This is a genomic window from Nitrogeniibacter mangrovi (genome assembly GCF_010983895.1).
Taxonomy (GTDB): domain Bacteria; phylum Pseudomonadota; class Gammaproteobacteria; order Burkholderiales; family Rhodocyclaceae; genus Nitrogeniibacter; species Nitrogeniibacter mangrovi.
Genome location: NZ_CP048836.1, coordinates 194,482 through 214,661, shown reverse-complemented (window position 1 = coordinate 214,661; position 20,180 = coordinate 194,482). Strand labels below are relative to the sequence as shown.

The 20,180-nt window shown below is 65.9% G+C and carries 15 protein-coding genes and 1 pseudogene; 4 read left to right on the top strand and 12 right to left on the bottom strand.

Features of this window, described 5'->3' with window-relative positions; translation table 11 throughout:
• Positions 1–92: 92 nt before the first annotated feature.
• The gene (locus G3580_RS00890; RefSeq protein ID WP_173763473.1) at positions 93–1,031 is read right to left on the bottom strand and encodes a hydrogen peroxide-inducible genes activator; all 939 of its coding nucleotides are present in this window, start codon (positions 1,029–1,031) and stop codon (positions 93–95) included.
• 221 nt (positions 1,032–1,252) lie between these two features.
• Here G3580_RS00890 and G3580_RS00885 point away from each other — a divergent pair, with 221 nt between their 5' ends.
• On the top strand, positions 1,253–2,707 hold the full coding sequence (locus tag G3580_RS00885; protein ID WP_173763472.1) for a DegQ family serine endoprotease: 1,455 nt from the start codon (positions 1,253–1,255) through the stop codon (positions 2,705–2,707).
• A gap of 156 nt (positions 2,708–2,863) precedes the next feature.
• Positions 2,864–4,936, top strand: coding sequence for a TonB-dependent receptor plug domain-containing protein (locus G3580_RS00880; RefSeq protein WP_173763471.1), 2,073 nt, complete (start codon positions 2,864–2,866; stop codon positions 4,934–4,936).
• Here G3580_RS00880 and uvrA read toward each other — a convergent pair.
• The 5 genes and pseudogenes from uvrA to drt2 all read right to left on the bottom strand — a co-directional run bounded on the left by uvrA (position 4,909) and on the right by drt2 (position 13,159).
• Positions 4,909–10,503 (bottom strand): excinuclease ABC subunit UvrA, encoded by a 5,595-nt coding sequence (uvrA, locus tag G3580_RS00875; RefSeq protein ID WP_173763470.1) that lies wholly within the window; start codon positions 10,501–10,503, stop codon positions 4,909–4,911. The genes G3580_RS00880 and uvrA overlap by 28 nt on opposite strands.
• 202 nt (positions 10,504–10,705) lie before the next feature.
• On the bottom strand, positions 10,706–10,921 hold the full coding sequence (locus tag G3580_RS00870; protein WP_173763469.1) for a BrnA antitoxin family protein: 216 nt from the start codon (positions 10,919–10,921) through the stop codon (positions 10,706–10,708).
• Positions 10,918–11,208, bottom strand: coding sequence for a BrnT family toxin (locus G3580_RS00865; protein ID WP_173763468.1), 291 nt, complete (start codon positions 11,206–11,208; stop codon positions 10,918–10,920). Before G3580_RS00865 ends, G3580_RS00870 begins: the two co-directional genes overlap by 4 nt.
• A 62-nt stretch (positions 11,209–11,270) precedes the next feature.
• Positions 11,271–11,594: pseudogene (locus tag G3580_RS00860) on the bottom strand (hypothetical protein); the annotation flags it as partial.
• Between the two features lie 287 nt (positions 11,595–11,881).
• On the bottom strand, positions 11,882–13,159 hold the full coding sequence (drt2, locus tag G3580_RS00855; protein ID WP_173763466.1) for an antiviral reverse transcriptase Drt2: 1,278 nt from the start codon (positions 13,157–13,159) through the stop codon (positions 11,882–11,884).
• Positions 13,160–13,635: 476 nt separating this feature from the next.
• On the opposite strand from drt2, the gene G3580_RS00850 reads away from it, so the two are divergent.
• Positions 13,636–14,685, top strand: coding sequence for a CobW family GTP-binding protein (locus G3580_RS00850; RefSeq protein WP_173763465.1), 1,050 nt, complete (start codon positions 13,636–13,638; stop codon positions 14,683–14,685).
• A gap of 58 nt (positions 14,686–14,743) precedes the next feature.
• Here the strand turns inward: G3580_RS00850 and G3580_RS00845 are convergent, their stop codons facing one another.
• The 6 genes from G3580_RS00845 to G3580_RS00820 all read right to left on the bottom strand — a co-directional run bounded on the left by G3580_RS00845 (position 14,744) and on the right by G3580_RS00820 (position 19,636).
• Positions 14,744–15,412 carry a hypothetical protein gene (locus G3580_RS00845; RefSeq protein WP_173763464.1) on the bottom strand — a complete coding sequence of 223 codons (669 nt, stop codon included), beginning with the start codon at positions 15,410–15,412 and terminating at the stop codon, positions 14,744–14,746.
• Positions 15,394–16,017, bottom strand: a complete 624-nt coding sequence (locus G3580_RS00840) for a lysozyme family protein (RefSeq protein ID WP_173763463.1) — start codon at positions 16,015–16,017, stop codon at positions 15,394–15,396. Before G3580_RS00840 ends, G3580_RS00845 begins: the two co-directional genes overlap by 19 nt.
• A 31-nt stretch (positions 16,018–16,048) precedes the next feature.
• Positions 16,049–16,870: a metal ABC transporter permease gene (locus G3580_RS00835; RefSeq protein ID WP_173763462.1), complete on the bottom strand. Its 822-nt coding sequence runs from the start codon at positions 16,868–16,870 to the stop codon at positions 16,049–16,051.
• Positions 16,867–17,775 carry a metal ABC transporter substrate-binding protein gene (locus G3580_RS00830; RefSeq protein ID WP_173763461.1) on the bottom strand — a complete coding sequence of 303 codons (909 nt, stop codon included), beginning with the start codon at positions 17,773–17,775 and terminating at the stop codon, positions 16,867–16,869. The genes G3580_RS00835 and G3580_RS00830 overlap by 4 nt, the downstream gene beginning before the upstream one ends.
• Before the next feature lie 11 nt (positions 17,776–17,786).
• On the bottom strand, positions 17,787–19,163 hold the full coding sequence (locus tag G3580_RS00825) for a TonB-dependent receptor (RefSeq protein WP_173763460.1): 1,377 nt from the start codon (positions 19,161–19,163) through the stop codon (positions 17,787–17,789).
• Positions 19,164–19,309: 146 nt separating this feature from the next.
• Complete coding sequence (locus G3580_RS00820; RefSeq protein ID WP_173763459.1) at positions 19,310–19,636, bottom strand: hypothetical protein; 327 nt, start codon at positions 19,634–19,636, stop codon at positions 19,310–19,312.
• A gap of 100 nt (positions 19,637–19,736) precedes the next feature.
• Between G3580_RS00820 and G3580_RS00815 the strand changes: the two genes are divergently transcribed.
• Entirely contained in the window at positions 19,737–20,165 is a 429-nt protein-coding gene (locus G3580_RS00815) for a Fur family transcriptional regulator (protein WP_173763458.1), read from the top strand.
• Positions 20,166–20,180: the final 15 nt, after the last annotated feature.

Genomic DNA, 20,180 nt, shown 5'->3' with positions numbered 1-20,180 from the left:
CCGGTTGCGTCTTGATGGCCTGATGTCATCAGACTAAGCCCCTGCACCTGGCGAGACCAATCAAAGCTCGCGATGGACGCGATGCATCCCGCCTATGCCGCCACCCCCTGCATCGCCCCCTCCACCGGCTGCACGCCGGGCAGCCGGCAATCGAGGATGGCACGGCGCAGCACGTCGATGGCGCCGCTGCGTGGATAGGTGACGCGCCAGGCCAGCGCCACGGTGCGGGTCGGATCCGGCGCCTCGAAGGGGCGCACCGCGAGCAGCGCGTTCTGATCCGGCATGCTGTCGGCCGCCGTGCTCGGCAACACGGTGACACCGATGCCACTGGCGACCATGAGCCGGATGGTTTCGAGCGAACTGCCCTGCAAGGTGCGCTGCAGGCCACCGACACCGGCACATTCCGGGCACACCTCGAGCACCTGATCCCGGAAGCAGTTGCCCGCCCCGAGCAGGAGGAGCTGATCCTCCGCGAGCTGGTGCGACGACACCGTCTTCTGTGTCGACCACGGATGCCCCGCCGGCATCAGCACGCGGAACGGCTCCTCGTAGATCGGCTGGGCGACGATACCGGGCTGGGCGAAGGGCAGCGCCAGGATGGCCACATCGATGTCGCCGCGCTTGAGCGACTCGGCGAGATTGACGGTGTAGTTCTCCTCGATGATCAGGGGCATGCGCGGCGCCATTTCCTTGATCTTCGGAATCAGGCGCGGAAACAGGTAGGGGCCGATGGTGTAGATCGCGCCGACCCGCAACGCCCCGCCGAGCGGGTCCTTGCCGGCCTGGGCGATCTCCTTGATCTGGCTGGCCTCGACGAGCACGCGCTGGGCCTGCTCGACGATCCGCTCGCCCAGTTCCGTCACCTTCACGTCGCTGGTGCCACGTTCGAACAGCATGACCCCGAGCTGTTCCTCGACCTTCTTGATGGCCACGGACAAGGTGGGCTGGCTCACGTGGCAGTGCTCGGCGGCGCGGCCGAAGTGGCGCTCGCGCGCCAGCGCGACGATGTATTTCAGGTCGGTCAGGGTCATCTCACACCTCGTTTGCGCAACGCATCTGACACACGATGGTCTTCCGTGTTGTAATTATTCCAGCCTATCGCAAGACTGGGTAGCCAGCGACCTTCATTGCGCCATCGCAGGCGCACGGCGCCTGTCGCGTCTTGAAAGCCGTCTGGTCCGCCCCGACATGGTGCACGGGGAGCACGCCCGGGAACGCTCCGCCACACCTGCCCGACACTGGAGAACACCTCATGATTCGTCGCACCGCCCGCACCCTTGCCCTCGCCGGCGCCCTCGGCCTGGCCCTCACGGCACGGTGGCCCGGCGCAGTCCCCGTGAGTGAGGCCCACGCCGACAGCCCCACGCAGGTCGCCACGGCACCGTCCCCCCGCCACCTGCCCGACTTCGCCGAGCTGGTCGCCCATGTGGGGCCGGCGGTGGTGAATATCAGCGTCGTCCAGGAGATCGAGAGCCCCTTCGGCGGTGCCGGCGACCCCTTCGAGGACTTTCTGCGTCGCTTCGGCGTGCCGATCCCCGGAGCGCCGGGCGGCCAGGGTGGCCAGGGCGGCGCCCCGCAGATCGCCCGTGGCGTCGGTTCGGGCTTCATCGTCAGCGCCGACGGCTACGTGCTCACCAACGCACACGTGGTGGACGACGCCACCGAAGTGACGGTCCGCCTCACCGACAAGCGCGAGTTCAAGGCCAAGGTCAAAGGGGTGGACAAACGCACCGATGTCGCCCTGCTCAAGATCGACGGCCGCGGGCTGCCCACGGTCAGGATCGGCGACGCCGACCAGTCCCGCGTCGGCGAATGGGTGATGGCGGTCGGCTCCCCCTTCGGCTTCGAGAACACCGTCACCGCCGGCATCATCTCGGCCAAGGCGCGGCGCCTGCCCGACGAGACCTACGTCCCCTTCATCCAGACCGACGTGGCCATCAACCCGGGCAACTCGGGCGGCCCGCTGTTCAACATGAACGGCGAAGTGATCGGCATCAACTCGCAGATCTATTCGCGCTCGGGCGGCTTCATGGGTATATCTTTCGCCATACCCATCGACGTCGCCATGAAGGTCAAGGATCAGCTGCAGCAATTCGGCGTCGTCCGGCGCGGCCGCCTGGGCGTGACCATCCAGGGGGTGACCGACGATCTGGCCGATTCCTTCGGGCTCGACTCGGCGCGCGGCGCGCTGGTCTCCAGCGTCGAACCGGGGTCGGCCGCCGACCAGGCCAAGCTCAAGGCCGGTGACGTGATCCTCGGGGTCAACGGCAACCCGGTCGCCGACTCGGCCGACCTGCCGCGCATCATCGGCGAGATGCGCCCGGGCACCGACATCACCCTGGAGATCTGGCGCGACGGCAAGTCGCGCATCGTCTCGGCCACGCTCGGCACCATGGATGAAGAACCCCTCTCCGCGCGCGAACACGGCGGCGGCGACACCGGCGGCCGGCTGGGCCTGACCGCCCGCCCGCTCACCGAGCAGGAAGCCGCCCAGCTCGAGGTCCCCGGCGGGCTCCTGGTCCAGCAGGCGCAGGGACCGGCGGCCAAGGCCGGGTTGCAGCGTGGCGACGTGATCCTCGCCATCAACAACGCGGCGGTGAAGGACGTCGCCACCTTCCGCCGACTCCTGAAGAAGGCGGGCGACCGCTTCGCCCTGCTGATCCAGCGCGGCGACGGCCGGATCTATGTGCCGATCCGTCTGAAGTAAGACAGCGTCATTAGCGCTAGAATGGGCAGCCGACGACCCCGGTCGTCCGCTGCCCATTTTATTGCAAAGAGACGAACGATCGTGCGTAAAGTGACCTAGTCCCATTACGCCGAAAGATAGAGAGATTAAGCTGCGGACTTACTTCGCGCATCCCACATGTCCCGCCACCACGACTCCCCTCTCTTTCCCCGCCGCCACGGTCTCGCCCTGCTCGCCACCCTGGCGCTGTCGACAGCGAGCCCGTCGCTGCGGGCCGCCGACAGCTTCGAGGAAGACGCCTACTTCGAACCGCTGCCGGTGGTGCTGACCGCCTCGCGGCTGCCCCAGCCGCTCCAGGACGCCCCGGGCGCCATGACCGTGATCGACCGCGATCTCATCGACGCCACGGGCTACCGCAATATTCCGCGCCTGCTGCGCTTCGTGCCCGGCATGCACATCGGCTACGAACGCGGCCACGCCACCTGGGTCAGCTACCACGGACTCGGCTTGGCCACCGCGGGCGAAATGCAGGTCCTCGTGGACGGCGCCATCATCTACGTCCCGACCAACTTCGGCACCATCGACTGGTCGGGGGTGCCGATCTTCATGAGCGAGATCGAACGCGTCGAGGTGATCCGCGGCGCCAGCGCCAACAGCCTCGGGTCGAGCGCGCTGCTCGGCACCGTGAACCTGATCACCCGCGCACCGGCGGAAAGCCCGGGCACCCACGTGCAGTTCAACCTCGGCGATCCCTCCATTCGCGATGCCGAGGTCGGCTGGTCCGGACGCATCGGCGAGGTGGCCATGAAGCTCACCGCCGGCGAACAGCACGACGAGGGCTTCCGCGGCCTGCACGACACCCGCACCACCCAGCGTTTCAGCGTGCGCGCCGATACCCGCATCGACGCCGAGAACAGCCTGCTCGTGCGCCTGGGCGGCGCCACCGAGCAACTGCAGCGCGGCTATCCCGATTCGCCGCTGGACAACAACGACGTGCGCACCGCCGAGGATCGCAACCACCTGCTGCACGTGCGCTGGCAACGGGTCATCGACGCCGACCACGAGTGGTCGCTCAGCGCCTACATCCACCAGACCGACTACAACGACGACTGGATCGCCGATGCGTCTTCCCTGGCCGCCCTGCTCGCGCTACCGCCGTCGACCCTGCGCAACGTCCCGGTGTCGCGGGATCGGGAAGGCCTGCTCACCAGCCTGGATTTTCAGCTCCGCGATCGCCTGAGCCCCCAGCTGCGCGGCGTGTGGGGGCTGAGCGCCAGCGAGGACCGGACCGATTCCCCAGCTTCGTTCTACAACCGGGGCACGATCGTGGACCGGCATCATCGGGTGTTCGGCAACCTCGAGTGGCAGCCGGCCGAGGACTGGAGCTTCAACCTGGGGCTGGCCGCCGAGGACCGGGGCACCGGCTGGCGCCTGAGCCCGCGCCTCTACGGCAGCTACCATGCGCGCAAGGGCACGACTCTGCGCCTGGGGGTCTCCCGGGCCTGGCGCAACCCGACCATGTTCGAGCGCTACGGCGACGTGCGGGTGTTCACCACCAGCGGCGCGCTGCTGGCCAACCCCTATGCGCCGAATCCCGATCTGCAGCCGACCCGCGCCGACACCCTCGAGGCGGGCATCATCCAGCAGTTCGAAACCGCACGCAGCACGCTCGATCTGCGCATCTTCAAGGAGCGCCTGAAGGAACTCACGGTACGCGAACCGATCGCCGACCAGCCGGGGCTCAACCCCCTGCTCACCAGCCTGGTGCCGACCACCCAGATGCAGAACGCGAAAGATCCGCTCACGCTCACCGGCCTGGAGATCCAGTTCGAAACCCACCCGTGGCGCGCGGGCACGGTAAGACTGGCCTACAGCGTGATCGATCGCGACGCCGCCGACCCGGCCATCCGCTCCGGCATCGCGCCCTACTCGGCCAACCTGAGCTGGCGCCAGCGCTGGCCGGGGCGCTGGACCAGCTTCCTCGGCGTCACCCGCATCGGCCCGGTGACCAGCGGTGACAGCTTCGTCGCCAGCGGACGCTATCTGGTCAAGGATTTCACCACCTACGACCTGTCCGTCTCGCGCCCGCTCGAACTGCTGGGCCACAAGGCGCGCTTCCAGCTCTCGGCATTGAACCTCGGCCCGCGCCACCAGGAAATCGCCGACCCGGCCATGCAGACCGTGTACGGCAGCACGCCCGCCAACCGGGTGTCCCGGCAGGTCTACGCGGGGCTGTCGCTGCGCTTCTGAACGCTCGCTGCAGCGCGCCGGCCGAGGAATTCCGCCAGCAGGCGCGCGGTGTGGCCCTCGCCGGCCTTGAGCACCTTCGCCACCGGCCCGCTGGCCACGACCCGGCCACCGCCCTCGCCACCTTCCGGCCCCAGGTCGATGAGCCAGTCGGCCTCGGCCATCACGTCCAGGTCGTGCTCGATCACGACCACCGTATTGCCCGCATCCACCAACCGGTGCAGCACATGGATGAGCTTCTCCACGTCGGCCATGTGCAGGCCCACGGTCGGCTCATCCAGCACGTACAACGTCTGCCCCGCGCTCACCCGGCCGCGCACCTTGCCGGTGGGGGTGAGTGACTTGGCCAGCTCGGTGACCAGCTTGATGCGCTGGGCCTCGCCGCCGGACAGGGTCGGACTGGCCTGACCGAGCGTGAGGTAACCGAGCCCGACGTCCTGCAGCAGCGAAAGCGCATGATGGATGCGCGGATGGGCGGCGAAGAAGTCCACCGCCTCGTCGATGTTCATCGCCAGCACCTCGCCGATGCTCCTGCCGCGCCAGCGCACCGACAGGGTTTCGCGGTTGAAGCGCTGGCCGCCGCAGGCTTCGCAGGGCACCTTCACGTCGGGCAGAAAGCTCATCTCGATGCGTTGCTGGCCCTGCCCTTCGCACACCGGGCATCGGCCGTCGCCGGTGTTGAAGGAGAAGCGCCCCGCCGCCCAGCCGCGCATGCGCGCCTCGGCGGTATCGGCGAAGGCCTTGCGGATCAGGTCCCAGAAGCCCACATAGGTGGCCGGGCAGGAGCGCGGCGTCTTGCCGATGGGGGTCTGGTCCACCTCCAGCACGCGCTCGATCAGCTCGACGCCCTCGATGGCGGTGCAGCCCGCGGCCGCATCACCGTGCAGGACGGCCTTGAGCCCGTCGAGCAGCACATCCCGAGCGAGCGTCGACTTGCCCGAGCCGGACACCCCGGTCACCACGGTCAGCCGCTGCAAGGGGAAGCGGGCGTCGATCTCGCGCAGATTGTGCATCCACGCGCCGCGCACCCACAGGCTTTCATCCGCCTTGCCCACCTTGCGCGGCGGATAGAGCGGATGCTGCAGCGGCGCGCGCAGGTGCTGGCCGGTCACCGATTCCGGCGCGGCGACCAGCGCCGCGGCATTGCCCTGGGCGACGATGCGGCCGCCACGCACGCCGGCGCCCGGCCCCAGGTCGATCACGTGATCGGCACGCAGGATGGTGTCCTCGTCATGCTCCACCACCACCAGGGTGTTGCCCTTGGCCTCCAGCTCGGCGAGCGTGTCGAGCAGCACCCGGTTGTCGCGCGGATGCAGGCCGATGGTGGGCTCGTCGAGGATGTAGCACACCCCGGTGAGGCTCGATCCGAGCTGCGCGGCGAGGCGGATGCGCTGGGCTTCCCCGCCCGACAGGGTCGGCGCGGCCCGATCGAGCGCGAGATAGCCCAGCCCCACCTGGCGCAGGAAGCCGAGCCGGCTGCCCAGCTCGGCGACGATGTCGCGGGCGATGTCGGCCTCGCGGCCCGCCAGATCCAGCGTGGCCACGAAATCGGCCACCGCATCCACCGATCCGGCGGTCAGCTCATGGATGGGCCGGTCGGCAAAGCGCACATGGCGGGCGATGGGGTTGAGGCGCGCGCCCGCGCAGGCCGGGCAGGTTTCTGTCGGCTCCTCGTCCAGGTTGGCCAGATCGAGCTCATGCACCTCCTCGGCCTTGACCTTGCCCACCACCAGCCCGGTGCCGAAGCAGGACTCGCACCAGCCATGCTTGCTGTTGAAGGAGAACAGGCGCGGGTCCAGCTCCGGAAAGCTCTTGCCGCAGCCCGGGCAGGCGCGGTGGGTGGAGAAGGTCTCGGGCTTGGCTCCCAGCGTGCCCAGGCGCAGCACCTTGAGCACGCCCTTGCCGAGCTCCAGCGCTTCGCGCACCTGCTCGCGCAGGAGCGCCTCGTGCTCGGGCGCCACCTTGATCATGCCCACCGGCAGCTCGATGGTGTGCTCCACGTAGCGGTCCAGGCGCGGCCACTTGCGCGTCGGCAGGTAATCGCCATCGACACGCAACTGCTCGTAGCCCTTGCCGCGCGCCCACTTGGCCAGATCGGTGTACAAGCCCTTGCGGTTGTTGATGAGGGGCGCGAGCAGTTCCACCGAGTGGCCCCGGTGTTCTTCGCTGATGCGCGCGATGATCGATTCGAAACTCTGCGGCGACACCGGCACGTCGCAGCTGGGGCAGTACTGGGTGCCCAGCTTCACGTAGATCAGACGCAGGAAATGGTACAGCTCGGTGAGCGTGGCCACCGTGCTCTTGCGCCCGCCCCGGCTGGTGCGCTGCTCGATGGCCACCGTGGGCGGGATGCCGAAGATGGCGTCCACCTCGGGCCGCGCCGCCGGCTGCACGAACTGGCGGGCGTAGGCGTTGAGCGACTCCAGATAGCGCCGCTGCCCCTCGCCGAAAAGGATGTCGAAGGCCAGCGTGGACTTGCCCGAGCCGGACACCCCGGTAATCACCGTAAAGCCCTCGCGCGGGATGTCCACATCGATGTTCTTGAGGTTGTGCTCGCGGGCGTGGCGGATGCTCACCGCCCCGGCCGAGCGCGGCCGGTAGGCCACCGACTTTTCCGCCACCTTGAAGGCGGTCGCCGGCTTGGACAGCTCCGCCTCGTACTCGGCCAGCGCCCGCCCGGTGTGGGAGGTCGGGTGCTTCGCCACCTCGGCCGGTGTGCCTTCGGCAATCAGCAGGCCACCGCCCTCGCCGCCTTCCGGCCCCAGGTCTACCAGCCAGTCGGCGGCGCGGATCACATCCAGGTTGTGTTCGATCACCAGCAGCGAATGCCCGGCATCGACCAGCTTCTGGAAGGCCTTGAGCAGGCGGGCGGTGTCGTCGAAGTGCAGACCCGTGGTGGGCTCGTCGAACAAAAAGAGGGTCCCACCGGGCTTCTGCTTTTTAGAAGGCTTGCGCTTCTTCGCCTTGGCGGCGAACTCGGCCAGATGCCCCGCCAGTTTCAGACGCTGGGCCTCGCCGCCCGAGAGCGTGGGCACCGGCTGGCCGAGGCGCAGGTAGTCCAGCCCCACGTCGATGATCGGCTGCAGCGCGGTGGCGATGGCGGCATCGCCGTCGAAAAAGGCCAGCGCCTCCGAGACGGTCATCTCCAGCACGTCGGCCACGTTGCGCCCGTCGATCTCCAGCTCCAGCACCTCGGGGCGGTAGCGCTTGCCGTCGCAGTCCGGGCAGCGCAGATACACGTCGGAGAGGAACTGCATCTCCACATGCTCGAAGCCCGAGCCGGTGCACGTGGGGCAGCGCCCCTGGCCGGCGTTGAAGCTGAAGGTGCCCGGCGTGTAGCCGCGCTGTTTGGCCGCCGGCAGGTTGGCAAAGCGGGCGCGCACCGCGTCCCAGGCGCCCACATAGCTCACCGGGTTGGAGCGCGAGCTCTTGCCGATGGGCGACTGGTCCACCATCACCACGTCGTCGATGTGCTCGACGCCTTCGAGGCCCGCATGCGCGCCCGGCGTCTCGGTGGGCTGGCCGAAATGCTTGAGGAGCGCCGGGTACAGCACGTCCTGCACCAGGGTCGACTTGCCCGAGCCGGACACCCCGGTCACGCACACCATGCGCCCCAGCGGCAAGGCCACGTCGATGCCCTGCAGGTTGTGCTCGGTGGCGCCAAGCACCCTCAGGCGCGGGGTATCGTCGTCCAGCGGCTGCGGCGGCGTGCCGCCATCGACCCGCTTGCGGCCGGAAAGATAGTCGGCGGTGAGCGTCGTGCCCTCGGCGCGCAGGGCGTCCGGCGTGCCGGAGAATACGATCTGCCCGCCCCGCTCGCCCGGGCCGGGGCCGATGTCGAAAATATGGTCGGCAGCCAGCATCACCGCCGGGTCGTGCTCCACCACCACCAGCGAATTGCCCGCGTCGCGCAGGCGGCGCATCACCTGCACGATGCGGTCCATGTCGCGCGGGTGCAGGCCAATCGAGGGCTCGTCGAGCACGAACAAGGTGTTCACCAGCGAGGTGCCCAGCGCCGTGGTGAGGTTGATCCGCTGCACCTCGCCGCCCGACAGGGTGCGGCTCTGGCGGTCCAGCGTGAGGTAGCTCAGGCCCACCTCGTTGAGATAGCGCACCCGGGTGCGGATCTCGTCGCACACCAGCCGGGTGGCCTCGTCCTCGGCGGAATGGCCCTCGGGCTGGATGGTGTCCATGAAGCGCCCCAGCCGCTCGATGGAGAGCTGCATCAGGTCATGGATGCACAGGCCCGGCAGCGTGGGCAGCAGCTCGGGCTTCATGCCCGGCGGCAACAGGCGGTCGGCCAGCGGCATCACGTCGTCGGCGGCTGCGGCCGAGCCGGTCCTCCAGTAGAGGGCTTCCGGCTTCAAGCGGGCCCCATGGCAAGACGGGCACTCGGTATAGCTGCGGTACTTTGACAGCAGCACCCGCACATGCATCTTGTAGGCCTTGGTCTCCAGCCAGTCGAAGAAGCGGCGCACCCCGTACCACACGCCCGGCCAGGAGCGACTCCAGTTCTTCCACTTGTCTTCGCCTTCCAGCACCCAGTGCTTCTGTTCGTCGGTGAGCTCGCGCCAGGGCACGTCGAGGGGGATGCCGGCCTTCTTCGCCATCATCTCCATGTCGTCCTGGCATTCGGAATAGCTCGCCGTCTGCCAGGGCTTCACCGCGCCCTGCTTGAGGGTCTTGCTCTCGTCCGGCACCACCAGCCCGAAGTCGATGCCGATCACGCGGCCGAAGCCACGGCAGGTCTCGCAGGCGCCCAGGGGCGAATTGAAGGAGAACAGGCTGGGCAGCGGCTCGCCATAGGCGATGTCGCAATCGGCGCAGTGGAAGTCCTGCGAAAAGCGCCACACCGCGCCCTCATTGCCCTCGCCATCCATCACCCGCACCGCCATGCGGCCCTGCCCGGTGCGCAGCGCCGCCTCCACCGCCTCGCCAATGCGGGCAGGCTCCGCCGACCCGGCGCGGAAGCGATCCTGAATCACCCACAGCCGGTCGCCCTCGCTGCCATGGATGCGGGTGTAACCCTGCTGCTCCAGATAGCCGCGAATCTCGTCCTCGGTGAAGTTGGCCGGCACATCGATGGGAAAGGTCACATGCAGGCGGGGGTCGCCCGCCTCAGCCGCCCGCGCCACCACCGCCGCCGTGATGCTGTCCGGCGTATCCCGCTGCACATGTTGGCCGCAGCACTTGCAGTGCAGATGCCCGGTGCGGGCGAACAGCAGCTTGAAGTGGTCGGTCAGCTCCGTCATGGTGCCCACCGTGGAGCGCGAGGTCCGCACCGGATTGGTCTGGTCAATCGCAATCGCCGGCGGCACCCCCTCGATACGGCTCACATGGGGCTTGTCCATCCGGTCCAGAAACTGGCGCGCATAAGGCGAAAAGGTCTCCACATAGCGCCGCTGCCCCTCGGCATACAGCGTATCGAACACCAGCGACGACTTGCCCGACCCCGACGGCCCGGTGAACACCACCAGCGCCCCCAGGGGGATCTCCAGATCCAGATTCTTCAGATTGTTCTGGGTGGCGCCGGTAATGCGGATGACATCGGCGGTTGAGCGGTCGGACATGGGGGTCTCTGAGGGGGTCGGACGGGACTCAGAGAGGATACCGGAACTGGGGAAAAGTTCAGTAGCTGGGGGCGGGTTGCTGCCGCCTCCACTGCAGGGCGCGTAGCCCGGATGCAGCAAAGCGGAATCCGGGGTCAGCGGTTGATCAACCACCGAATCCCGCAGTCGGGCCAATGGCCCTTGTGCGGACTACGCCTCCAGGTCAGTGCCACGAAAGTTCCGGCTTTCGGTTGTGGGCGACGCAATCCCGCAAGTAGAGATTGATCAGGCTCTGATAGGGAATGCCGGTGTCCGCCGCCAAGGCCTTGAAGTAGGCCACCACATCATCGCCCATGCGAATCGTGACCTGACGCTTCAACTTCGACGCGTAGGGGTTGCGCCGCGACTTCATCTTGGAAAAATCGTATTCCTTCTTCATCCATTCGGTCCTTCGTAATAGCTGCGTTCCGCCGTCGTTGCGCGTCTGGCCGAGATGATCCGGATGAGCTGGCCATGCTCGCCGCGCTCGCAGTGACAGACGATCAGAATCCGGGATTGGTTGCTGACGCCGAGCATGATGAAGCGGTCTTCATCGACGGAATGGGCGTCGTCGAAGAACTGACGCGCAAATTCATCGTAGAAGACGGACTGCGCTTCATCGAACGACACCCCGTGCTTTCTGAGGTTGCTCTCCGCCTTTGACGCATCCCACTCGAACTTGATCATACATACATCGTATGTATCACTTGGTGCATGTCAACCCTGGCGTAGCTCGTTCCGGATTACAGCGTAACGTCGTCCAACGACCTGATCCGGCTTCGCACCGGGTGGGTCTGGTCAATCGCAATCGCCGGCGGCACCCCCTCGATGCGGCTCACATGCGGCTTGTCCATGCGGTCCAGGAACTGGCGCGCATAGGGCGAAAACGTCTCTACATAGCGCCGTTGCCCCTCGGCATACAGCGTGTCGAACACCAGCGACGACTTGCCCGATCCCGACGGCCCGGTGAACACCACCAGCGCCCAGAGCGGAATGTCGAGATCCAGGTTCTTCAGATTGTTCTGGGTCGCGCCGGTAATGCGGATGACATCGGCGGTTGAGCGGTCGGACATGGGGGTCTCTGAGGCAGCGAAGTGGACTCAGAGAGGATACCGGAACTGGAGAAAAGTTCAGTAGGCTGGGGGTGGGGTGGTGCGGGTTCGACGACACGGTGCGTTAGGTGAAGCCGTAACGCACCGGGCGGTAGTGGGGAACCGAACGCCGGCTGAGTGTGCGCGGCGTTTGATGAGCGTTATCGCACTCAAGGGTGGGGCCTTAGTCCAGGCCAGGAAATCTTTGCTTGGGACGCTCGTCGATACATAACGGTTTCATGGAGCGCGACCGACGCGGTGAAGGGTTGCTACTTTCTTATTTCGTCTTGCAAGCGATCCCACAACGGTTTTAACTGGCGCTTAATCGAGTTTGAATCGAGGATCTCTGCAGCCCTGTAGCCATATCTAATAAAATTTCTCCGCCCGAGATGAGAATAGCGCTCATACAGCTTTCGCTTGAACAATTCTTTCTTGTCTCGCCCATGGTCTACACGAAGCGAGTTATGTTTTCTTGCTGTCGATTTTGCCAACTTCACACCAGCTTTCATTCGTTCAGAAAACCGCGCAAGCGCCGCCGATCGCAGCAAGATTTTTCTTCCGTCGAAAACAAACCCAAGATACTGAAGCGGTTTATCGCATTCGTGCCCAACAGCAATCTTCGTGAAAGCGCAAATTTCAGTTTTTTTAGTATTGATGTCTAATTTTAGGCTCCTAATCCTACCCCGAACTTCACCAGCTACACTATTTCGCATACTTTTAGGAACAACAAAGAGCATGTCGTCACAATATCGAAAATATCTCCCTCCGTACTTCTTTACCATTTCACATGCTGCAACATCAAAATCGAACATGTAAATATTAGATAGAAGGGCACTAATTGATGAGCCTTGCGGAATGCCGAAATTATGTGAATTTCGTTTTATGCAACCACCAACTCTGACTCTATTGCGAAATTCAACTGCTTCGCAAATTCGAACTCTTCCGGCCTTTGGATTATTTTCTGATATTCCAAACAATCCAAATATCTCATCGCGCCTAACCGAGGAATACTTAGTAATTGACTTGAAAACAGAAAAGTGATCCTTTGGAAGAACACGAGATTTCAACATTTTTGCCCAAGAACACTTCAAGACATCATGATCTAAATTGTCGAAAAATCCCTTAACATCAAGAGCAACAACCCCGCACTCGTCTCTTCGAGATATTTCTTTGAAAGCCTCACCAGCGAACTCAATATTGCTTTTTCCCAAGGAGCGAAAAGCCAAGACAGAGTCTCCAATGCCCGCTTCTTTCAAAGCAACTTCATAGAGCTCGGACAACTTTTCAGCGTAATAACTATAGATATGCGAATCTATGTGCGATGCGTATGCAATTGGGCGCTTCTTCTCCACCCGCTCGATTCTGTTGGTTATCTTATCCTTCTTAACCTTAAAAGAAGTTATTTCATAAACTATTAGGGGATAAAAAGAATGCCTCGAGACGGCTTCGGGATTAGAAACAATCGTTTCAGCCTTGCGTAGGCCTATTGGGACATCGAAATGCAGATATCTTCGGGCCCTGTACCATGCCGGGGAATGCGAAACCAACCAAATTTCCTCTAGCCAAACCGGGAAGGGCGGCGGACTGCGGCCATCCTAAGCCCTTCCCGGCTTACCTAAGTGATTTCTCATCACCTTCTAGCTCGATAAACTGAGCGAAGCCGCATCTGTTAACAATGACGTATAATGTCAATATCACTGTAGAGGTATCCATGCGGACACTCATAGCTACGCTGTCATGCTTGACGAATTGCTTCGGTTGGCTTGACATCCTGTGACATCCCTCGCCTCCGAATGAAACGAGCAGCATCATAATAGCATACTTATTTGTATTGGATGATTTCAGATTCACGTTTTTAAAACGAATCGATGACCGATTCTGGCTTGGCATCAAGGTAGTCAGTTCTCAGCGGTTTGAAGATTGGAATATCGGGGACAGACCACGGTTTTGTGTCAAGGTACTCGCACTTGAGCGGTTCGATGTTTGAAAGCCGTGGTCTGTCCCCTCGCCTCCAACCGACACCATGACAACCCCGACCCACCCCATCCCCACCAACATCATCACCGGCTTCCTCGGCGTCGGTAAAACCACTGCCATCAACACCCTGCTCGAGAACCGCCCCGCGGGCGAATCCTGGGCCGTGCTGGTGAACGAGTTCGGGCAGGTGGGCATTGACCAGGAGATGATGCCGGACGGGGATGGGCTGCATATCAAGGAGTTGGCGGGCGGGTGTATCTGCTGTGCGCTGGGGCCGTCCCTGCGGGCGACGGTGAAAGACCTGATCGAGCTGGCCCGGCCGGACCGGCTGATCATCGAGCCCACCGGCATCGGCCACCCGGAGGGCATCATCGATGCGCTCACCGGGCCGACCTTCAAGGACAGGCTCGACCTGCGCGCCACCGTGTGCCTGCTCGACCCCCGGGTGCTCGGGGACGAGGCCGTGCTGGACAACAATGTCTTTCACGACCAGCTCAACCTGGCCGATGTGGTGCTGATCAATAAATGCGATGTGGCCGAGGAGGCGCAGATTGCCGCCGCCGAAGCCAGCCTGGGCAACATGTTCCCGCTCAAGCAGCATGTGGGCCGTACCACCCGCGGCGTGATCGCCCCCGCCCTGCTCGACCTGGTGCGCAACGGCGAACTGGAATCGCAATTCCCCGAGGCCCATGCCCAGACCCTCCAACCGGCACCGGGCGGCACCCACCCCTACCAGCAGAAACGCAGCCGGGCGCGAAAAGCCGACTCAGTCCCCGCCCCATCCCCCGCCCCCGGCCAGCCGATCTGCGAGACCGGCCAGGGCGCCGGCCTGTTCACCTGCGGCTGGGTGTTCCACCGGGACGACTGCTTCGATTTCTGGAAGCTGGAAGCGGTGCTCAGTGCGCTGGAGTCCGTCAACCGCATCAAGGGCGTCATCCGCATCGGTGACGCCTGGGTGTTCTACAACCGGGTGGGGCACGAGCACGACTTCGACAAGGTGGCCTACCGGCGTGATAGCCGGATCGAGATCATCAGTTCGACAGCGCTGGATTGGGACGGCATCGAGAAAGACATGCTGGGGTGTCTTGAGGCGTGATGCAGTCAAGCGGGGCGCCATCACCGACGGGCATTGCACACCACGCCTTGGCCACCGATCAAGGCCGAATCCGCGACACCACCTCAATCGCCCCACCCGGAACACGCCGGGTGATCTCCACCATCATCATGCCCCCACCGTCCAAGGCGTCGAGATACCGCCAGCCGACCCGAAGCAGCATGTCGTCGACACCATCGTGGTTGAAGTCGCCCTGCGCGAACCGGGTCACGATCACTTGCTCGTCGCGGGTCTGAATCTCCCACCGGCCGCCGCCGCTCTTGGCAATCCGCTCGACACGCGGGGAATCGCCGATGCGCACCATTGATGGCCCCGATCCATTCTCGGGCAGGATCGCCTCGGGCAACTGGGCGATGAATGCCTCATCCAGCGTGTCTGGCAGATTGGACTGCCGGGCACCCACGGCCGCCCGATATCGCTCGTAAGCGGCGCAGTGGAGCTTGAGGAGTTGGAACACCGAATACTCGGCAGGAACAATGTCGTCCCCGCTGGTGGCGTTGGCCTGCGCGCAATCGGTGAATCGCAGCGCACGGCCGCTTGCCGCATCCAGCGTGAAGTCGAGCCGCGCCGGCTGGTCGGGGGCGGGGGTGGACACCAGCCCGGCAAACTCCCGCGCATTGAACCAGGGCGCGCTGACCGGGGCGACCGGCGTTTGAGCGCAGGCGGCCATCGAACACGCAAGGGCAAGACTCAGCAGAACGGTACGCATGCCACGGTGGCTCCGGCGGCCGTCATGAACAGCTGACGGACATAGTGATTGCGGGCGGGTTGCACTTGGGGCCGATTGGACTCGGCCGCCGCCTGTGCCCAGTCTTCGGCACGGATGGCCGCGTCCAGCCGGGGAAATACGTTGACCACCCGGCTCGGTCCAAGGTTGAAGATCAGATCGAACAAGGCCATCTGCACCGCCAAGGGGAACTGATCGAAATCGTGGCGATAGCCGCGGGCGCGGGCGTAGATCGCTCGCAAGTGCGCATGGAAACGCTGAATGTGCTGATCGCGCAAGCGGTTGATTTCCGCTGCCGGCATACGCAAGCAGGCCACCTGACCATAATACGGCGCCGTGTAGCCTACGGGCGCCCCGCTAACTCGATCATAGTCATCCCGCTTTTCAGCGAGCGTCGCTGACACCGGCGCCTGACCGGTTGCGGCGGTCTCCATGGTGATATTCGCTACGGCATCCCGATCCGGGATGTAATGACCGATGCCGACTGTCACGTTGCCAAGCTGATCCAGATAAAAGTGATTGACCCGCCCCTCGAAGGTCTCGAGCTTGCGGGCCACCTGCTGCCGAACTCTCGGGTCCAAGGTCATTGTTCGGCTCCCAAGTTCAAAAAATAGAACATTAGCATAGGCGAAACGGCACCCCAATCCACTCAACGCAGCGTCTACAACACCCCCTCGACCCCCCGCCCACGCGCCGACAGCGCAAACCCGACCCCCACCGCCACCGCGGCCATGGCCAGTACCACCACCGCCCCGAGGGCAGGTCGAACACGGCCGACAGGGCGAGGCCGAGCGCATAGCCGGCGACGCCGATGAGGTAGGCCGTGGCGAGCCGGCGGGTGCCGGTGAGGCGGCGGGTGGCCAGCGCCGGGACGATGAGGCTGGTGAACACGAGGTAGACGCCCACCAGTTGCACCGAGGCGGTCACCGACAGGGCGAAGAGCAGGTAGAAGCCCAGCCGCCCGAGGCGGCGGCCGAGGCCGAACCACAGCGCCAGCACCCCCGCGGTGAGCGCCGCCACCGGCGTGAGCTGTGCCATGGAGACCCACAGGATCTGGCCGACCAGCAGGTCTTTCAGATGCTCGCCGCCGTGGGGGTTGCCGGCCAGCAGCAGGATGCCGGTGCAGGAGGCGAGCACGAAGAGCACGCCGATGAGCGCTTCCTGCACCTGGGGCCAGCGCTTTTCGCTCCAGGTGAGGGCGAGCGCGCCGAGCACGGCGGCGCCCGCCGCGGCCACCTGCACCGCGAGGCCCTGCGGTTCCCAGCCCAGGGCGTCGGCGGCGATGACGCCGATGCCGGCCACCTGGGCGATGGCCAGGTCGATGAAGACGATGCCCTTGTCGAGCACCTGCATGCCCAGGGGCACATGGGTGGCGAGCACCAGCAGGCCAGCGAGCAGCGCCGGCCCGAGGATGCTCCAGTCGAGGCCGGCGAGGGTCATTGGGCCACCGCCTTCAACAACCGGTCGATGGTGTCGTCGAAGAGGCCGAACAGGTCGCTCGCGCGATCGTCGCCGCCCACGGTGTTCGGCAGCATCACCGCCACCAGCCCGGCCCGCTGTGCCAGCCACTCGGAGGCGCGCGCATCGTTGTAGGGCGTGCGCAGCACCAGCTTCGCCGGATGCTGTTTGAGCCCCTGGAGCACTTCGGCCAGATGGCCGCTGCTGGGCTCCACGCCGGGCTTGGGCTCCAGCTGCGCCACCTCCACGAGGCCGAGCCAGTCTTCCAGGTAGGGGAAGGCCTTGTGATGGACCACCACCGCCAGGCCCCGGAGCGGGGCGGCGGCCGCCTCCCAGCGCGTGATGGCCGCCTGCCAGCGCCGGGCGAAGTCCGCCGCGCGGGCCTGGTAGAAGGCGGCGTTGGCCGGGTCCACCCGGGCCAGCCGCGCGGCCAGCGCACCGGCCACGGCGGCGATGTTGCGCGGGTCGGTCTGGATGTGGGGGTTGCCGCCGGGATGCACGTCGCCGTCGGCGCGATCGAGCCGGGTGGGCACCTCGAGCATGCGCACCGCGTCGGCGGCCTCGAAGTAGCCCGGCTGCCCCGGCTGCACCGCCGGGTTGCCGGCCTGGCGCAGCAGGATGGGCAGCCAGCCCACCTCCAGCTCGGCGCCGGTGCACACCACCAGGCCGGCACGGCGCACCGAGGCGATCAGGCTGGGGCGGGCCTGGATGTGGTGCGGGTCCTGCAGCGCGGTGGTGGCCACATAGACCGCCACCCGGTCGCCGCCGAGTTCGCGCAGCAGGGCGCCCCATTCCGGTTCGCAGGCCACCGCGCGCAACGCGGCGTGGCTGGCGGGGGCGACGAGGGTCAGCAAGGCGGCGCAGGCCGCAAGCAAAGTCCGTTTCATGTTTGCGCTCCTCAATAGCGGTGGGCGCCGTGGGCGCCCAGACTCATCAGGTACTGCAACATCAGCTGGGTGTCGGGTGCGTCGCGGCGGGCCTTGTCGCGCGCCACCTGCACCCGCCAGCGGGAGAACTCGCTGGGCGACCAGTCGACCATCAGCGACAGGCGCGTGGGGTCGTAGCCGGACGCATCGAGCACGCCGGCGTTGGCGCCGTAGTGGGTGCTGCCCGAGTTGAGGCGGTCGTAGCGCAGGCCGGTGCGCCAGCGCGGCATGAACTGGTAGACGCCCTGCAGATACCAGCCGGACTGGCTCGAGGCGTAACGCCCCTCGCTGGCGGCGCCGTCCACGTCATAGACGAGCGAGCCGTCCTCCTTGCGGCGGAAGTACTCGCCCTGAAGCTTGGCGTTGGTGTGGGTGGCGTCGCCGTTGGGTGCCCACTTCCACACGAAGTCGGCGATCCACAGGCGGCTGGTGCCAGAGACGGCGTTGACCACGCCGTGGTCCACATCCTCGTACGCGCGGTCGCGCGGCGTGGTGCGCAGCAGCGACAGCCCGGCGCGCCAGCTGTGGCTCACGCCCACGTCGCCGCCCACATGGGCGAACACGGCCTGGGCGCCGGCACCGTTGATGCCGCGGTCCGAGCCCGGAAAATTGCGTCCGCGGCCGAGCTCGGCACCGAACTCGAGGAACAGGTCGGTGGGCGCCAGCCACTTGAGCTGCACGCCGTCGTCGCCGAACTGCTTGCCGAGGAAGGCCTGGTAGGCCAGCGGCGCATCGACGAAGTCCCAGGTGTGGGCGTGCTGCTCGTTGAGGTAGCCGATGCCGGAGAAGAAGCGCCCGGCCTTGAGGGTGAGCCCGTGGGGCAGCGAGGTGGTCTGCACGAAGGCCTGCTCCACCTCGGCCTCGTTCTCCGGGGTGAGCGCCAGGTTGAGGCCGCCGTAGAACCACGGGTCGATGTTGGCGGAAATGGCCAGCTCGGATTCGGCGAGGCTGAAGCCGCGCTCGCCCGGGCCGATCTCGTCGCCACCGGGGATGAAGCCGCCGATGCGGTAGCTGGAGGGGTCGCGGGAGAAGTTGCCATAGGTGCCGGAGAGGATCAGCGACACCGCCGGGTTGAAGGCGTTGGCGGCCGCCGGCCGCGTGGTGCTGCGCGCCGCCACCTGGCGGGCGGTGTCATCAGCCCGCGCGGCGGTGCGGCCAGCAGCGTCGGCGTGCGCCTCGGCCTGCTTGAGGCGCGCTTCGAGCTCGGCGATGCGCGCATCGTAGCTGTGGCGGATAGCGGCGATCTCGTCTCGGAGCGCCTGCAGGTCGTCGGACCCGGCGGCGTGGGCCAGCGCCGGGCCACCCACCAGCGCCACGAGGGCCGCGGTGGTGAGGGTATGTCGGTTCATGGGACATCCTTGTCGTCGTGTTCGTACAGCGCACCGCGCCGCCCACGGCCGAAGGCCGCGGACGGTACGGAAACGCAGGAAAAGGTGAACAACGCGACCGATCGGCCCACCACGGCGCAATGGCCATGGCGAACGATCAGCGGCGTTCAGACGACACGGGGCGGCGCCCGGGCGAGATAGGCGTCGCGAGCGGCGGCCGGCGACGGGCCGTCGTTGCCGGAGGGCACGACGCTCGCGCCCGCCAGGGTCGAGGCGACGAAGCCGCCGCTCGGGGCGCAGGCGCCCAGCCCGGTGAAGGCCAGACACAGGGCGCATTCGTGTTGCCCGCCGGCATCGACCGCGAAATGATCCCGGCCATCGCCACCGGCGCGCAGATGCTCGAAGCCATGCCGCCCCGCCGCACCCTGGGCAAGCACGGTGCATGCGGCCAGCAGGATCAGCAGGACGCGACGCAGATGGCGATGGAAGCGCATGCGGTCTTCTTGTTGAGGGTCGGCTCGGGCCCCGAGCGTGGTGTTCAGTGGGCGCCAAATGCTACAATGTTGCATTATCAATCGCAACTGACTTGCACTCGTGGACGCTCCTTCGCGCGCAGAAACCCTCATTGCCGAGCACGGCGGCCGTGTCACCCGCACCCGCGTGGCGGTGCTGGAGGTGCTGCTCGCGGCCGACCGCTCGCTCTCCCACGACGAGATCGCGGCCGCGCTCACCGCACAGGGCATCCGCCATGACCGGGTGACCCTGTACCGCACGCTGGACTGGCTGGTGGACGCCGGCGTCGCCCACCGCATGACCGGCGGCGACGAGCGCACCCGCCGCTTCGGCGTGGCCGCCACCGCGCCACACGAGCATGCGCACTTCCACTGCGACCGCTGCGGCAAGGTGGTGTGCCTGGAGGGGCTGGCCCCGGCGGTGGCGGTGAATCTGCCCGGGGGCTATGAGCTCGACCGCGCCGAGCTGGTGCTCCACGGGGCTTGCCCGACCTGCGGAAAGACGAGTTGACGACCCCCACGCTCG

Coding starts and splice junctions, on each gene's coding strand:
- G3580_RS00890 (WP_173763473.1), bottom strand. CDS start 1,031: ATGACCCTGACCGACCTGAAATACATCGTCGCGCTGGCGCGCGAGCGC.
- G3580_RS00885 (WP_173763472.1), top strand. CDS start 1,253: ATGATTCGTCGCACCGCCCGCACCCTTGCCCTCGCCGGCGCCCTCGGC.
- G3580_RS00880 (WP_173763471.1), top strand. CDS start 2,864: ATGTCCCGCCACCACGACTCCCCTCTCTTTCCCCGCCGCCACGGTCTC.
- uvrA (WP_173763470.1), bottom strand. CDS start 10,503: ATGTCCGACCGCTCAACCGCCGATGTCATCCGCATTACCGGCGCCACC.
- G3580_RS00870 (WP_173763469.1), bottom strand. CDS start 10,921: ATGAAGAAGGAATACGATTTTTCCAAGATGAAGTCGCGGCGCAACCCC.
- G3580_RS00865 (WP_173763468.1), bottom strand. CDS start 11,208: ATGATCAAGTTCGAGTGGGATGCGTCAAAGGCGGAGAGCAACCTCAGA.
- G3580_RS00850 (WP_173763465.1), top strand. CDS start 13,636: ATGACAACCCCGACCCACCCCATCCCCACCAACATCATCACCGGCTTC.
- G3580_RS00845 (WP_173763464.1), bottom strand. CDS start 15,412: ATGCGTACCGTTCTGCTGAGTCTTGCCCTTGCGTGTTCGATGGCCGCC.
- G3580_RS00840 (WP_173763463.1), bottom strand. CDS start 16,017: ATGACCTTGGACCCGAGAGTTCGGCAGCAGGTGGCCCGCAAGCTCGAG.
- G3580_RS00835 (WP_173763462.1), bottom strand. CDS start 16,870: ATGACCCTCGCCGGCCTCGACTGGAGCATCCTCGGGCCGGCGCTGCTC.
- G3580_RS00830 (WP_173763461.1), bottom strand. CDS start 17,775: ATGAAACGGACTTTGCTTGCGGCCTGCGCCGCCTTGCTGACCCTCGTC.
- G3580_RS00825 (WP_173763460.1), bottom strand. CDS start 19,163: ATGAACCGACATACCCTCACCACCGCGGCCCTCGTGGCGCTGGTGGGT.
- G3580_RS00820 (WP_173763459.1), bottom strand. CDS start 19,636: ATGCGCTTCCATCGCCATCTGCGTCGCGTCCTGCTGATCCTGCTGGCC.